General features: G+C 62.7%; 9 protein-coding genes. 8 read left to right on the top strand and 1 reads right to left on the bottom strand.

Annotated elements, in window-relative coordinates; genetic code table 11:
- Nucleotides 1-80 precede the first annotated feature (80 nt).
- A complete protein-coding gene (locus AB8C10_RS05745) occupies nt 81-1,529 on the bottom strand; it encodes a transcriptional initiation protein Tat (protein ID WP_368867128.1) in 1,449 nt (482 codons plus the stop codon).
- Nucleotides 1,530-2,211: 682 nt separating this feature from the next.
- Here AB8C10_RS05745 and murA point away from each other — a divergent pair.
- The 8 genes from murA to AB8C10_RS05705 all read left to right on the top strand — a co-directional run bounded on the left by murA (nt 2,212) and on the right by AB8C10_RS05705 (nt 16,000).
- Nucleotides 2,212-3,645, top strand: a complete 1,434-nt coding sequence (murA, locus tag AB8C10_RS05740; protein ID WP_049347430.1) for a UDP-N-acetylglucosamine 1-carboxyvinyltransferase — start codon at nt 2,212-2,214, stop codon at nt 3,643-3,645.
- The gene (locus AB8C10_RS05735; protein ID WP_049347432.1) at nt 3,645-4,502 is read left to right on the top strand and encodes a lysophospholipid acyltransferase family protein; all 858 of its coding nucleotides are present in this window, start codon (nt 3,645-3,647) and stop codon (nt 4,500-4,502) included. Before murA ends, AB8C10_RS05735 begins: the two co-directional genes overlap by 1 nt.
- Before the next feature lie 111 nt (nt 4,503-4,613).
- The gene (locus tag AB8C10_RS05730) at nt 4,614-5,732 is read left to right on the top strand and encodes an NAD(P)H-dependent glycerol-3-phosphate dehydrogenase (RefSeq protein ID WP_070642638.1); all 1,119 of its coding nucleotides are present in this window, start codon (nt 4,614-4,616) and stop codon (nt 5,730-5,732) included.
- A gap of 226 nt (nt 5,733-5,958) precedes the next feature.
- On the top strand, nt 5,959-7,077 hold the full coding sequence (locus AB8C10_RS05725) for a D-alanine--D-alanine ligase family protein (RefSeq protein WP_070690546.1): 1,119 nt from the start codon (nt 5,959-5,961) through the stop codon (nt 7,075-7,077).
- Between the two features lie 567 nt (nt 7,078-7,644).
- Nucleotides 7,645-9,321, top strand: a complete 1,677-nt coding sequence (locus tag AB8C10_RS05720; RefSeq protein WP_368867127.1) for a hypothetical protein — start codon at nt 7,645-7,647, stop codon at nt 9,319-9,321.
- Nucleotides 9,322-9,399: 78 nt separating this feature from the next.
- On the top strand, nt 9,400-10,740 hold the full coding sequence (locus AB8C10_RS05715; RefSeq protein WP_368867126.1) for a thiamine-monophosphate kinase: 1,341 nt from the start codon (nt 9,400-9,402) through the stop codon (nt 10,738-10,740).
- A gap of 254 nt (nt 10,741-10,994) precedes the next feature.
- Complete coding sequence (locus tag AB8C10_RS05710; protein ID WP_368867125.1) at nt 10,995-12,350, top strand: Dak phosphatase; 1,356 nt, start codon at nt 10,995-10,997, stop codon at nt 12,348-12,350.
- Nucleotides 12,347-16,000: an ATP-dependent DNA helicase RecG gene (locus tag AB8C10_RS05705; RefSeq protein ID WP_368867124.1), complete on the top strand. Its 3,654-nt coding sequence runs from the start codon at nt 12,347-12,349 to the stop codon at nt 15,998-16,000. Before AB8C10_RS05710 ends, AB8C10_RS05705 begins: the two co-directional genes overlap by 4 nt.
- Nucleotides 16,001-16,012 lie beyond the last annotated feature (12 nt).

The raw sequence follows: 16,012 nt of genomic DNA, 5'->3' as shown, positions 1-16,012 counted from the left end.
CTGTACCCAAAAACCTGGCACACATATGAATGTGCCTCCCCGGAACTTCCGGGGAGGCGTATTTATTCAATACCTAGAGCTTAGGCACCCTCAGTGATGGGGGTGTTCAAGGTTGCGTTCTCGGTACAGCTGTACAGCGCCGCCGAACCGGGGGAGCGCACACCCGCGGTCGGGTTCGCGTTCTGTGCGGTGGCAAGAGCGAAGTCAGAAACCACCTCGTGGTTAATGTAGCTGCCGCCTGCGCCGCCGCCGCTGCTCAGGGCGCTGAGCGAGTAGATGTTGCCTTCGCCCTCGAACTGCACCTGACGGCCGAAAACGCCCTCGTAGTATGAGCCAACGGTCCAGATGTTCAGGCCTGCGCCTCCGCCGCCGTAGCCGGCGCCACCACCGGATGCTACGGAGGTGAGGGAGAGCTTGCCGTGGGTTCGGGAAAGCAGCGCGCCGGAGCCGCCCTTACCGCGGTAAGAGCCGGTTGCGTTCGCACCGCCGGTGCCCTTCTCTCCCTCATGCACGGAGTCGCCCTGGTAAAGGTAGTAGCGCGGGAAATCGTACGACTCAAACCAGGAGGTAGACATGGGCATGAGCTTCAGCTCGTTATTCTCGTCGAGGACGCCGACCAGTGCCTCGCCGAGGGTGCCCGCTACGCCGGAGCGGCCGGCGGTACCGCCGGTGACCATGAAGCGCATGTCGAGGGTCTTGTCGTCCTCGTCGAGGGGCTTGAATTCCTGGTAAGGGCTTGCCATGAGCATGCCGCCCTGGCCGGGGTTGTCGGTGCCCAGGTCGCCGCCTGCGCTACCGCCCGCGGTGTTGTTGGCATCGCTGTGTTCCATGGCGATACGCAGTGCCGGGTTCAGCTGGTCCTTGGGCTGGGTGTCGAAGATGTGCTGGTGGGTGGTGAGGGTGCCCAGCTGTGCACCGCCGCCGCCCGCGCCTGCCACGGCTACGACGGTGACTGAGCCGTCACGAACGAGCTCGACCGCGGAGGAACCGCCGCCGGACGCGCCGTACACGTAGCCGCTGTCGGTGCCCACTACCTGCGCACTGCCGGTTGCATTGCTGGAGCCGGTGGAGTCGCCGCCTGCAGCGTAGCCTTCGCCGCCGAGTGCGGGCTGCGCGCCGGATGCAGAGCCGACGCCGCCGTTACCCGCCCAGACGCGCAGGATATCGCCGGACTTGACCGCCAGAACGCCGCTGAGCTGTGCACCGGCACCGCCGCCAGCCAGGGAAGCGTTCGTGACGTCAGTCAGGTAGCGGGGGGTGAAGGAAGTTGCGGCACCGCCGGCACCGCCTACAAGGTCGAAGCGGACTCGTCCAACGCCTTCGGGGACGAGCCATTCGGTGTATGCGCCTGCCTTGTCGTCGTAGCCGGTTGCGGTGGGCTTGAGGGTCAGGGCGGGGGAGCAGGTGGGCTCGCCGCTTGCCGCCCATGCGGGGACGGTTGCGCTGGCGAGGATGACGGGGGCACTCCATGCAGCGCCCTGTACGAGGCGACGGCGCGAAATGCGTGATGCAGTGTTGTGATGTGTCATTTTTGGGGTCCTCCGGTAGTTCGCGGATGCAGCCGCGAAGTAACCTGTGGTTGGTTGCGATGCGCCGTGGTTTTCGGTTGACTTTCGAATATTTACGGTGATGTTGAAGTGAATTTTTGAAGTTGAAGTGAACCAGGAAGCCGAACCGTTTTAGTTGGGCATCATCGCAAGGTTGTATGCAGTGTTTGCACGCCCGTTCCCTGCCGTGTGGCCCCGTACTGCGAGGAGCAACGGCAATGCCGGCGCCGATGCCGCAGTTGAGAGCTGGTTGGCTTCTCCTTGAGAGTGGAGGCGCCGCTCAGCGGGCACGAGTGTGCACGTTATTGTAGGGGTGAGGTTGCTCTCAAGTTCAAATTCGTGCGTCAAAAAGACGAAACTAGCGTCAAATTTCGGTGAAGAACTAGAAAATGTTTGCATTAGTGTGAATGTTTGTGTATCTTTTTGTTTTTTCCGGCTCTGATTCTGAGGGTTCAGACCGGTTTTTCACATACACAAAAATCCCAGTCACGAGTTCCAAAGGTTCTTCAGTGTTTGGAGCACCTTTACGCAGGGCTTAGAATAATGATGAATATATGCGCCCGTTTCGCCCTGCTACCGGCAGGGGCGCGGCACGACAGAACGCGGCGTATCGGCACACTGTTAAAGTTCGGCGTAAACCAGCCGACTCCACAAAGGATTTTTAATGACTGAGAACATCAGCAAGCTTCGCATTGAAGGTGGCACTCCGCTCGTTGGTGAGGTTCACGTTCGAGGCGCCAAGAACCTGGTGCCCAAGGCGATGGTCGCAGCACTGCACGGTTCGACCCCCTCGACCCTGCGTAACGTCCCTGACCTGAGCGATGTCGAAATCGTTACCACCCTTGTGGAGCTGCACGGTGCGAAGGTCGACTACGACCGTGAAGCCGGTGTTCTCACCCTCAACCCCGCACAGGATGCAACCACCGCGGCAAAGAACGCAGAGGAGATTCAGCTCTTCGGTGGTAACTCCCGCATCCCGATTCTGATGGTGGGTCCGCTGCTGCACACCCTCGGCACCGCGCGCATCCCCAACCTGGGTGGCTGCAAGATCGGTGACCGCCCCATTGACTACCACATGTCTGCACTGCGCAAGTTCGGCGCGGTCGTTGAGAAGGACGACGAAACCGGCACCACCCTGATCGTTCCCGAAGAGGGTCTGAAGGGCGCAGAGATTGTGCTGAACTACCCCTCCGTGGGTGCTACCGAGCAGGTTCTGCTCACCGGTGTGCGCGCTAAGGGTAAGACCATCCTGCGCAACGCAGCGATTGAGCCCGAAATTATTGACCTGATTGCTGTTCTGCAGAAGATGGGCGCGATTATCTTCATTAACGAGGACCGCACCATCGTCATTGAGGGCGTGGACGAGCTGACCGGCTACGATCACGCGTCCCTGCCCGACCGTAACGAGTCTGCTTCTTGGGCTTCTGCGGCGCTGGCTACCGGCGGCGACATTTTCGTGCGCGGTGCAGCCCAGAAGGACATGACCGCGTTCCTGAACCAGTTCCGCAAGATGGGCGGCCTGTACGAGGTGACCGCCGAGGGCATCCGCTTTACCCACCCGGCTCAGCGCACCCCCGGAGCTCAGCTGAAGCCCATCGTCTTTGAGACCAACGTGCACCCCGGCTTCATGACCGACTGGCAGCAGCCCCTCGTCGTGGCGCTGACTCAGGCTAAGGGCGCGTCCATCGTGCACGAGACCGTGTACGAGGAGCGTTTCGGCTTCACCAACGCGCTGAAGCAGATGGGCGCAGATATTGTCGTCATGCGTGACTGCGTGGGCGGCACGCCCTGCCGTTTCGAGGGTAAGGGCTACGGTCACTCCGCTATTATTTCTGGCCCCACCCCGCTGACCGGTGCCGACATTGAGGTTCCGGACCTGCGCGGCGGCTTCTCCCACATTATTGCTGCTCTGACTGCTAAGGGCACCTCTCACGTGAGCGGTGTTGAGCTGATTGCTCGCGGCTACGAGAACTTCGAGGAGAAGCTCAAGGGCCTGGGTGCCAACTTTGAGGTGCTGGCACGCAAGGCGTCGAAGGCTCCCAAGCCCGATGCAGCAATCGTCGTTGTTGAGCCCGAGGAAGTTGAGGTTCAGGACTAGTGAGCGGACAGCAGGGAAAGCAGGCTCTGCCTGAGATTGAGCCCACCGCCTCCGGTGATGCTCTGTACAAGGTGCTCGGTAACGCTGCGCGCGGGCTGTACAAGCTCATCGCGCGCGTTGAGATTACCGGCCGTGAGAACCTGCCTAAGAGCGGCGGGTACATTATCGTGGCTAACCACACCACCGAGCTTGACCCGGTGACTGTGGCTTTCCCTGCTTTCGTTGAGGGCGCCCTGCCGCGCTTCTTGGCGAAGGATTCGCTGTTCCGCGCCCCCGTGCTCGGCTACATTATGCGCAAGCTCGCGCATATTCCTGTGGTTCGCGGTTCGGTGGATGCGCGTAAGTCCCTGATTACTGCCCGCAAGATTGTTGAGGCTGGCGGTGCCGTCGTGATTTTCCCGGAGGGCACCACCACCCATGATCCGCAGCTGTGGCCCATGCAGGCGCGTACCGGCGCGGCTCGTCTGGCTCTTGCGACCGGTGCGCCCGTCTACCCGGTGGCGCACTGGGGTGATGAACAGATTCTCGGTTACGTGGATGAGGCTGGCGAGGACGGCCGCATCAAGGAGAAGCGTAAGATTTCGCTGTTCCCGCGCAAGACCGTTCGCGTAAAGGTTGGCAAGGCGCTGGATATCGCCTCCCTCGTTGAGGATACCAGCCCCGAGGCTAAGCACACCCGCACCGAACTGGGCGTGGTCACCGACGCCATGCTGGACGCTATTACCGCCGAGCTGGAGACGATCCGCGGTGAGAAGGCTCCTGAGGGTCGTTGGAACCCGCGCACGAAGCGTCGTGAAGCACCCGGTACCCCCTCGGGTCCGGTTGGTGGCGCGCTCGGCGAACCGGACGAAAAGTAGCATCCCAGATGGGAAAATCGTAGAGGCCCTGACAGAAGCCGCGGCTATTTGCTGAGGCGCCTGTCAGGGACTCGCACAATAACCTCACAAGGAAGAGAGGCAGGTGTTTTCGTGACCTTCTTTGGACGCACCCCCGCAGCAAGCCCTGAATTTACCCCTCCGGCAACCGTACAGTCTATTGCGGTGCTCGGTGCCGGTAGCTGGGGCACCGCTTTCGCTAAGATCGCGGCGGACGCTACCCGCGAGCGCGGCGATGACACCCGCGTGACCCTCATCGGTCGTGATGAGCAGGTGATGGCTGAGTGCGAACGCACCCGCGAGAACGCCCGCTATTTTCCGGGAATGAAGCTGCCGGATAACATGCACTTCACGGCGGATGCCCCCGCGGCGCTGACCGGCGCCGATATCGTGGTTCTTGCCTTGCCCGCGCAGGTTCTGCGTTCGCAGTTGCAGAGCTTCGCCCGCTATATTGAGCCGAACGCCATGCTGGTGTCTTTGGCGAAGGGCTTGGAGACCGGTACGGGTCTGCGCATGTCGCAGGTCATTACCGAGGAGCTGGAAGAATCCATGGCTCTGCGCGGTGCTGATCTGCGCGCGATCGGCCATATTCCGCACCGCGTGTGCGTGCTCTCGGGCCCGAACCTGGCGAAGGAAATCATGGGGGAGGAGCCTACCGCCTCCGTGGTTGCGGCTCGTACCCTGCCGGTGGCTGAGGCTGTTGCTCACGCGATTGCGTGCGGTTACTTCCGCCCTTACACCAACACGGATGTGGTTGGTACTGAAATTGGTGGCCTGGTGAAGAACGTGATTGCCCTTTGCGTGGGTATTTGCGAAGGCCGCAATTATGGCGATAACTCGAAGGCGTCCATTATGACGCGCGGTCTGGCGGAGATTACCCGCCTGGCGGTGGCGTTGGGCGGCGAGGCTGCGACGATGAGCGGTCTTGCCGGTATGGGCGACTTGATTGCGACCTGCTCTTCGCCGCTGTCTCGTAACCACACGGCGGGCCGCCTGCTGGCTCAGGGTGTTACCCCTGACCGCCTGCACGAGCACATGAGCCAGACGGCTGAGTCGATTAAGTCGGCACCGGTGGTGGCTGAGCTGGCTCGTCGCCACGGCGTGGAGATGCCCATTGTTGAGGCTGTGGTGGCTGTGCTTTCGGGCCGTATTGGCATTGAGGAGTTGGCGCCTCAGCTGCTGGGTCGCCGCCTCAAGCATGAGGGCCACTAGGTTTTGAAGCTTTCTGGTGTGCTGGCACCCCTTGATTCGGGTTGTGTGCCAGGACATACTAGAAGAAGATTGAATGTAGACATCCGAGGACGGATACCGTTGCGGAAAACCGGTGCGTGAGAAACGCATCAGTGACCGCGACGGTATTCGTGCGTTAGGATTATTGACGCATTGCCGTTCCACCTTCCGGACCTAAGGGTAGGGGAACATTGACTAGGAGAAATATATGACCGAGAAGAAGACCGTCGCCCTGCTGTGCGGTGGCCGCTCCTCCGAGCACCCGATTTCGCTCATTACCGCTGCCGGCGTTCTGGGCGCTATTGACCGCACCGCCTACGACGTCATCACTATCGGTATTACCCGTGACGGCCGCTGGTACCTGACCGACGAGCAGCAGCTTGCCGAGCTGACCGCTGGCACTCGCGGTACCGCAGAGTTCCCCGAGGGTACCCAGCAGGTGTTCCTGCCGATGGGCGCCGGCGATTCCCGCCTGACCCTGGTGGATGCTGAGGGTAACGTTACCCGCACCGCGCCGGTGGACGTTGTGTTCCCGCTGCTGCACGGCCCCTTCGGTGAGGACGGCACCGTGCAGGGTCTGCTGGAAATGGCTGACCTGCGCTATGTGGGTTGCGGTGTGACCGCATCCGCTGTGGGCATGGATAAGCACTTCATGAAGGTTGCTTTCGAGTCCGCTGGCCTGGAGGTCGGCCCCTACGAGGTTGTTACCAACCGTCAGTGGGAGCACGAGGACCGCGAGCAGATTCTGGAGCGCGTGCTGAAGCTGGGCTTCCCCATGTTCGTGAAGCCGACCCGCGCAGGTTCTTCCTTCGGTATTACCAAGGTGGATTCGGTGGAGGAGCTCGTGCCCGCGATTGAAGAGGCGCGCCGCCACGATCCGAAGATCATTATTGAGGCGGGTATTGTGGGCCGCGAAATCGAGTGCGCTGTGCTCGATGGCCACCACGGCGAGATGCCCCGCGCATCCTACCCCGGTGAGATTGAGGTTGTGGACGAGGATCACGGCTTCTACGACTTTGAGGCGAAGTATGTTTCTGAGTCTTCCGCTGTGACCGTGTGCCCGGCGAACCTGCCGCAGGATGTGCAGGATCGTCTGCGTGAGCTGGCTGTGAAGGCGTTCCTGGCGCTGGATGGTGAAGGTCTGTCTCGTGCGGACTTCTTCTACACCGAGGATGGCCGCCTGGTCATCAACGAGGTGAACACCATGCCCGGCTTCACCCCGATTTCGATGTACAAGACCATGTGGGAGAACACCGGCATCTCTTACACTGACCTGATTAGCGAGCTGCTGACCCTGGCGATGGAACGACCCCTGGGTCTGCGCTAGTTCTTGAGGCTGCGTTAGTTCTGAGACTGCGTTAGTTGTTCTTGAAGCTGCGTTAGTTCTTGGGCACGCTGTCGTTTTGACTGCGCTCAGTTATTGAATACGTAACGGTGGGGGAGTAGCCCCTGCTGTAAGGCGCCTCGGTGCGGATTCTTGAGGGATTCGCGCCGGGGCGCTTTTTGCGCGGTGGGCAAGTTCAGTCTGTGCGGGAGGGGTAATTGGTACGTATTGAGCCCCAAAAGCTTATGAGAATCGCTCGTTTTTCACTCATGAGAAAAATCACTTACACCCACCTCGGGGCTGCTTGGATGGTGGAGTGCAAGTTTTAAAGCGGTATTGATAAGGCAAAACGTAATTCTGCTCATAAGTGCATGAAATGATGCTTCTAGGTAACGAAAAGATGTCGTTGATGGTCGTTGCACATCTTGAAGCTCAAAGATTGGTATGAAAGCGCTAAAATGAGTAATGAAGAAAAAGCCGATTCGGTAGAATAGATGAAGGCATATCCAATCTGCCCTAGCGATTGGGTATCTATTCACTCACAACGTATCAGAAAGTCAAGGACAACCTTTGGGAAAACGAAACCGTAAGGTGGTCTCTGCGAGTCTGGCGACAGCACTGGTTGCTTCCGGAAGCCCCTACGTAGCCTCATTTGCTCAAGATGTGCAGGAGGCAGCGTCTCAGGTTCCGCCCAACCCTACCGCCACCGCAAGCCAAACCCTGGACCCCACCGCAAACGCGGCATCTTCCTCTCAGACGGCAGTACCCACGCTCGCAACCGTGAGCGCATGGCCCACCGCTCAGGGGGACAATAAGACTGACAAAGCGCAGGCAGAGCCCACCGCTCAGCCTAGCGCTTCTTCGAGTGCTCAGCCCACCGCTAGTGCTGAGCCTTCCGCAAGTGCTACGCCCAGCCCGGATGCGACTCCTACCCCGAACGCTACCGCGCAGCCTACTGCCGAGCCCACCGCTTCTGCTAGTGCGACTGCAAACCCGAGTGCTACAGCGAGTCCTAGCGTAGAGCCCTCTAAGGATGCGACCGCTGAACCTACTGCTACGCCGACCGTAGCTCCTAGCGCAAGTGCTGAACCGAGTGTTGCTCCTACCGCAACTCCGACGGTTGAGCCGACTGTAGCTCCGACTGCGGAGCCGACCGTTGCGCCTACTGTGGAGCCCACCGCAGAACCCACCAAGGATGCAACTCCTGAGCCTACTCAGGATCCGACTCCTGAGCCTACGGTAGAGCCCACCCCGGAACCTACTCCCGAGCCGACCCCGGAGCCTACTCAGGACCCCACTCCGGAACCGAATCCGGAGCCCACTCCTGAACCTACTCCCGAGCCGACGAAGGACGTAACTCCTGAACCGACCCCGGAGCCGACCCAGGATCCCGCTCCTGAACCTACTCCCGAGCCGAATCCGGAGCCCGCTCCTGAACCGACCAAGGACGTAACTCCCGAGCCGACTGAGGCACCCACCCAGGATCCTTCTCAGGTTCCGGTCGTCCCGGCCCCGGTTCAGGATCCGACTCAGGAGCCCTCCAAGGAAGCTAAGCAGGAGCCGACCAAGGATGCGGTCATCCCCGTGATTCCGGTAGCTCCGGTAGAGGATAACAAGGACAGCTCGGACTCCAAATCGGTTACCCCGATCGAGACCGAACCTGTTGCTCCGATTCCTCCGGCGAACAACCCGGTGACCGTCCCCGGCAATCGTCAGGAAGTCTCTGGGGAAGATGTCATCATCTCCATTGAGCTTCCGCGACCGGGCAACTCCTCTGAATCCTCAAGTTCCTCTTCGGGATCTTCGAGCTCTTCACCGAGCAAGGCACCGAGCGACAGGCTTGATGGCGACGATGACGATCCGTTGCGTTCCGGCGGTACCACCCTTGGACGAATTGCAGCCAATAACGGCTCGAATGACTCCATCCCGGGTGCGGCAGACTGGGTTGCTGGATACCTCTCGCGCAATAAGACCGAAGAGGACCACTCCCACGAGGTAAGCCCCTCGAGCTCCTCAAGCTCGGTATCGGCTTCGAAGTCGCCTAGCTCCTCCACCTCGGCTAGCGCCAGCCGCTCCGCAAAGAGCGTGGCAAAGGCTGACGGCGCGAACGCCGCCCAGGAGCAGGCCGTGAAGAATGCGGATGCGGACGATTCCGGACTTTCCGGTATTGCACCGCTGATCCTCTTCTCGCTCATCGGTTTGGTGCTGATTGCTCTGGCAATCCGCTACTTCAGCCGCGGAGCATAAGGCGAACATAACGCGTAAGAATACGCGATAATAGAGGATGTGAATCCTCAGACTTTTAGCGAAACGCGGGACAACCCCATGCGAGAGACACCTCTCTCAAAGCTGGGGGAGTCCCGCGTTCTGCGCGCTTTCATGCCGATTATCAACGCCCACAACGAGCAGGTTGCCGCAGCGGCACGCCAGGCGGGGCGCATCGAACCCCTCGAGGTGGGCCCCGGTGACGATTGTGCCGTCCTTGCCGTGCCTGCGCCCGGTCAGCGTACCGTGGTCACCACCGACACTCTCGTTGAGGACCAGGACTTTATGAACCTGTGGCCCGGCGGTATCGCACGGGCGGGTGAGGCCGGTGAGCTCATTCTGGAACCCGCCCGCAGTAGCGGCTACGATGTGGGGCGCAAAGCCGCGACCCAGAACCTCGCCGACGTTGCCGCCATGGGTGCGCGCCCGGCGAGCCTCTTCATCTCCTTGAGCCTGCCCGGTAGCACTCCTTACGGCTGGATTGACGACTTCGCCCACGGCATTGTGGACGGAATCAACGCCTGCGGAGCCACCGAATGCGTGATTGGCGGCGGCGATATTGGCGACTCCACCGAAATGTCGGTGACCGTCACCGCCCTCGGCTACACGGATCGCGCTGTACTGCGCTCCGGCGCACGCCCCGGCGACACTATCGCCCTGGCGGGACGTACCGCCTGGTCCGATGCCGGTCTGCGCCTGCTACTCAACCCGCTCTCCCTGCCCGCCACGGCACTGTTGCGTGCCATTGCCACAGGTCAGGAGGCTGAGGCGGTGCTGGGCACGGTCAGTCGGGCGTGGGCTCAGCAGCAACCGGAAGGTGCTGGCGCTCTTCCCGAAGGGCTCATCGAGCTTGCCCGCACCCTCAGCCCCGAAGAGGCCGCGCACATGATTGCGGTCTGCGAGCGCGCCGTCGACTCGCAGCACCACCCGGTCAGCCCCATCCCCGCCGGTGAGGTGGCGCGCCATCATAAGGCAAGCTCCATGCTGGATCTCTCCGACGGACTCGTCAAGGACGCCGGACGAGTTGCCGCCGCCTCCGGGGTGCAGATGCGCCTCGATCGCACCGCCGTGGATGCGTTCGCCGAGCCGTTGCTACCGCTGGCGCGCCTGCTGTTGGCGATTGGTGAGCGCAACGAGGCGGGGGAGAGCCCCGCATCCCTGGCGCGCACCTTCGTGCTGGTCGGCGGAGAAGACCACGGCCTGCTGGCGACCTTCCCCGGTGAGGTGCCCGAAGAGTTTGTGCCCCTGGGTACCTGCGTTGCGGACACCCCGGAACGCGGCCTGAGCGCCGAACTCTACGGTGCCGAACGCCGCCACAATGCGGTGACCGGCGCGGCGGTGGTCATGGACGGCCGCTCCCTGGACGGCATGGGCTGGGAGCACTACGGGGCTTCCGCGTAGGAGCTTCACCGAGTGCCGCGAGGTGCGTGCGGTTTATATGTTTAGTCCGTGCTTTCAGCCCGCGGGATAGACGACGGACAATACCGTACATTTAACCGAAATTGCCTAGAATAGAAGTACGAAATAGGCTGGATCCCGCCCGTGCCGCGGGCGCTGAGAAATCAGTCGGGAACTAACCGGGAAATCAGTCGGGAACTAGCCACAAACTCAGCCGAGAACCGCGCGAAACTGACGAAACCGACGAGGAGGGTAGCGTGAACGCAGAACAGAACCAGCGCACCGAAGAACGCGAGATTTACCGCCGCGCCTGCGTGCGCGCCTACCGCTTCGGCGTAGCGTGGTCCACCGCCGCCCGCACCACCATCGAACGCTACCGCGAGGCGCTCAACGAACTCAACGGGTTCCCCGTGCCCGATAAGGACACCGGCTCCAATATTGCCCACACCCTGCTGACCCTGACCGAAGAGTTTGAGCGGGGCATGGAACAGGTTCTGCCCAGTGAGGATCTGCCCCGTAAGGTTCTGCCCAGCGAGGTTCTTCCCGCTGGCGAAATTCCCGTCGGGGAGGGTGCGTGCGTGCCCGAGGCGGCGGGCGCCTCCGAAGAGGAAACCCTCGCCCACCTGTGGATTCAGCTGGGCGGAATCTACGAGCACGCGATTATGCGCGCATCCCGCGTGGCACGCGGCAATTCCGGTACCCTGCTCTGCGCCTGGGCGCTGGAGGCGGTGCGCAGCTACTGGTTCCTGCCCGGAAACCTCGCCCAGGAGCTTGGCGATGCGGCTGCCGAGTTGCCGCTCGTGCGCGCCCTGGAAGCAGACTACGAGCGTGTGCTGGCTGGCGGTTCCCTGCCGAAGCACCGCGAAGTGAAACTGGAGTACGCCCACGCGGAGGCGCGCGCGATGGCGTTCGCGGCTGAGCGTATTCGTGCCAGCGTGGGGGAGCAGATGGTGCCCTCCACGATGCTGTCGGTCATGGTGGAGCTCGCCCGCCTGGACGCACACTATGATGCATCGCAGGACGCAGAAGTTGCCGATGAGGTGCTGAAAGAGCGTCGACGTGCGCTGATGCGTGCCGCGCTGGAACGCACCGCGCAGTTCCCGCCCTCGCCCGAGCTTGCCGGTTTCGTGGATGCCGGCGCGCTCGGCTTCTACCTTGCCGTGGTGCACTCCAACCCGCGTTGGGAAGGTGCGACCCTGAACGAGGCGCAGGTGGAGTCCATGCTGCGTGCCCCCTCTGCCGATGTGACTTCTGTAGCCGGTTCTGCGGCACGAGTGGGTTCTGAACAGGCGGGCGCTGAACCTGCCGAGCACGCAGAAGGTGGGCACGCAGAACAGGCGGGGCAGATCGGCTGGGAGCTCATGGGTACGCTGACCTGCGAGCCCCTCGCCCTGGCGCAGTTGCGCCCCGAACTTGAAGCCATGGGTGACAGTCTGCTCATTACGCCCCTGGACATGGCGGCTGGACTCTGGGCGCTGCACGTGCATGTGCCCGACATCGACCCCGCCCGCGAGCTGATTATGGGCTACGGTCAGTGGTCGGATGAGCGTATTTCCTCCCTGGTGGATGGTCGTCACGCCGACCACGCGTGCGGTGCGGAGGGCGGAGCATGAGCCCCGCCCGACGTTCCGTGAACCCGCAGCAGGAAGCCCTGGACTTGGGTCTTCCTGAGCCTGCTCCGGTCAAAACTAAGCCGACAAATAAGCCCGCGAAAGCTGAGGCAGCGCAGAGTGAGCCCGTAGATTCTGAGTCCGTAGATTCAACGGTTGTGGAGCCTGCCCGTGCCGGTTCTGCGACCCGTGCTGATTCCGCGACCCGAGCTCGGCAACGGAAAAAGGATGCGCCGCTACTGAGCGATGAACAGCTCCGCACCACCGCCGAGCTGACCGTGCGCGATCTTGCCGCCTACGCCCGGGGCAAGGCGAGCCGCGCCGAGCTGAGCGAACGCGCGGCACAGCGCGCCAGCGCACCCTACCGTAAGGCACTCAAGACGCTCAAACATTCGCTGGGTCCCGCCGCGCACACCATGACCGACGACGCTATCTACGAGCTGGTCGATATTGCGTTGGCGGCACGGCAGGCAACTCAGCCGGAAGCACATCAGCCGGGGGAACCTGCCCGGAAGAAGCCTGCTCAGAAGAAGTCAGCGCAGAAGAAAACAGCTCAGAAGGAACTAACTCAGAACGAACCGATCCCGCAGGAGAGCGAAACTGCCGCGCGGGATATTTCGGCGCGCCCGCAAAAGGTAACGAAGGCAAGCGAAAAGGGCGAGCAGAAGCCTGCGCCGAAGAAGAATGCGCCGAAGAAGAGCGCGCCCGAGGCGGAAGCTGAAAAGCCCGCGACCAAGAAGACCATAGCGAAGAAGACGGCTTCCGCAGAGAACACGCCTGCCGCTCAACCCGCTACCACCGAGAAGACTCCGGCAAAGCCGAAGACCGCTGCGCCGAAGAGCCCAGCGCAGAAGAGCTCTGCGAAGAAAGCCCCCGCCCAGAAGACTTCCGCGAAGAAGGCAACGACTGCGAAGGTTGCGGCCGAGAAAGTTACGGCTGAGAAGCCCGCATCAGCCGCCGCGGAGGCTAAGAGCCGTGCCCTGGCGCGCTACGCCTCCGAAGACCGCATCGAAAATGCGCCGCTCAAAAAGTACCTGCCCGCGCCCAGCGCCAAGGCAATCTCCACGCACCTGGACCTGCACACCGTCGGGGAGATGCTCGAATACTTCCCGCGCAAATACCTGCCGCGCGGTGAGCTCAGCTCCTTCGCCGAACTCGTTGAGGGCCAGGACGTCACCATCATCGCCCGCGTGGTGCACGTGAGCACCCGAACCATGGCGGCGCGCCGCGGCAAAATCACGGAAGTGACCATCACCGACCGGCTTTCCGACGCCACCGGGCAGGAGGCACCCGCCGGTTTTGGTGCCGCTGGTTTTGGTGCTGGCGGTCCCGTATCCGTGGTGCCCGGCCGTGCTAACCGCCCCGGCGCATCCGGAGTATCCGGCGTGCCCGCGCAGAGTTGGCAGGCGACCGGGATGCACAACCCGCGCATCAACGCGCTCGCTAACTCCACGCACAACCCTGCCGCCCAGATTCCCAGTGCCCAGATTCCCAGCGCCCAGAACCCGGCACAAGGCAGGGGAACGCAACCCGCCTCCTATAGCGGCTACTCAGACAGCTACGGCCAGGATGATTTCTCGCAGGGAGGCCTCTTTGGCGTGCCCGCACCCAGCATGACGAAACCCGGCGCGCTCATCGGTTCGCAGATGAAGCTTTCCTTCTTCAATGCCTGGACCGCCGCCCGCGAAATCCGCGAGGGTGAAACCATGATGTTCTCGGGCAGGGTCGGCATCTACCGCGGCGAATACACCCTCACCAACCCGCACTACGCCCTGCTCTCGAAGGACGCCTCCGACGCGGACGTCACTGACGCCGCCACCGCCCCCGTGCCCGTCTATCGTGCACCCGTGAAGCTGCCCACCGACCGCATCAGCGGCTACATGGCGCAGCTGCTCGAAAAGGTGCCGCTCAAAGAGCTTGAAGACCCTGTGCCGTACACGATTCGTCGCGCCCGCAAGGTGCCCTCGCTGGAGTGGACGTACCGCGCCCTGCACACCCCCGATTCGGAGGACACCTGGCGTGCCGCGCAGGCGCAGATGCGTTACCGCGAGGCGTTCGTGCTGCAGAGCGCGCTGGCTCGCCTGCATTCGGTGCGTGCCGCGCACCTGACCCAGCCGCGCCCCGCCGTGGAGGGCGGCCTTGCCGATCAGCTGCTTCAGGTTCTGCCCTATGAGCTGACCGAGGGGCAGCAGAAGGTGGGTGCTGAGATTGCCGCCGACCTGTCGAGTGAATCGCCCATGAACCGCCTGTTGCAGGGCGATGTGGGTTCCGGTAAGACCGTGGTGGCTCTGCGCGCCATGCTGCAGGTTGCCGATGCGGGCGGCCAGTCCGCGATGCTCGCCCCGACCGAGGTGCTTGCCGAGCAGCATTTGCGTTCGGTGTTGGACATCCTGGGGGATATGGCGGCGCCCGAAGACTCTGACGGCTCGACTGGCGGCGGGGAAGAAACCGGTCGCGTGCGCGCGCGCCTGCTGACCGCCTCCATGGGCACCCGCGCCAAGCGCAAGGTACTGCAGGAACTCGCCGACGGCACCGCCCAGATTGTGATTGGCACCCACGCCCTGCTTTCCGACGAGGTGAGCTTCCACGATTTGGGTCTGGTCGTCGTGGACGAGCAGCACCGTTTCGGCGTGGAGCAGCGTGATGGCCTGCGCGGCACCGACGGTGCCCTGCCGCACCGCCTGGTCATGACCGCAACGCCCATTCCGCGTACCGTCGCCATGACCGTGTTCGGTGACCTGGATGTGTCCGTGCTCGACACCCTGCCCGCCGGTCGACAGAAAATCTCGACCCACGTGGTGCCCCTCGCCGAGAAGCCCGCCTGGGCGTCCCGCCTGTGGAGGCGCGCTCGCGAAGAAATCGACGCGGGCCACCAGGTGTATGTTGTCGTACCCAAAATCGGGGAGGACGGCGACAGCCTGGAGGAGGGCACCGCGTTCTTTGGCGCATCCAGCCTGAACGGTGCTGGAACCGGCGCGGGCAACTCAGCCCAGGGCTATTTCGGCCAGGGCGGTAGCGCCAGTAGCGACGGCAAGGTTCAGCTGACCTCGGTCGCCTCAATGTACTCCTACCTGAGTGCCGAGGACGCCCTCGTCGGCGTGCGTATCGGCACCCTGCACGGCCGCATGGACCCGGCTGAGAAGACCGCCGTCATGACCGCTTTCGAGCGCGGAGAAATTGACCTGCTCATCAGCACCACCGTCATTGAGGTGGGCGTGAACGTCCCGAACGCCACGCTCATGATCATCATGGATGCCGACCGCTTCGGCATCTCGGGCCTGCACCAGCTGCGCGGTCGTGTGGGCCGCGGCGGCTACGCGGGCACCTGCCTGCTGGTTACCCGCCAGGAGGAGGGCGGCGTGTCCCGCGAGCGCCTGGATGCGGTTGCCTCCACCACGGACGGCTTTGAGCTTTCCCGCATCGACCTGGCTCAGCGCCGTGAGGGTGATATTCTGGGTGCTGCACAATCGGGCTCGAAGAGCACCCTGCGGTTCTTGCGGGCGCTCGCCGATGCCGACATTATTGAGCGTGCCCGCGAGGATGCCCGCTCGGTGGTGGAGAAGGACCCGACGCTGGCTAAGCATCCGTCTTTGGCGCGTACGATTGACCGTGCCCTGGACGCTGACCGTGAGGCGTTCCTCGGCAGGGGATAAGCGCCTAACGGG

Origin of the sequence: Rothia mucilaginosa, assembly GCF_964210535.1 — a bacterium.
Classification (GTDB): domain Bacteria; phylum Actinomycetota; class Actinomycetes; order Actinomycetales; family Micrococcaceae; genus Rothia; species Rothia mucilaginosa_F.
The sequence above is the reverse complement of the archived record's forward strand: the minus strand, read 5'-3'. Positions and strand labels throughout refer to the sequence as shown.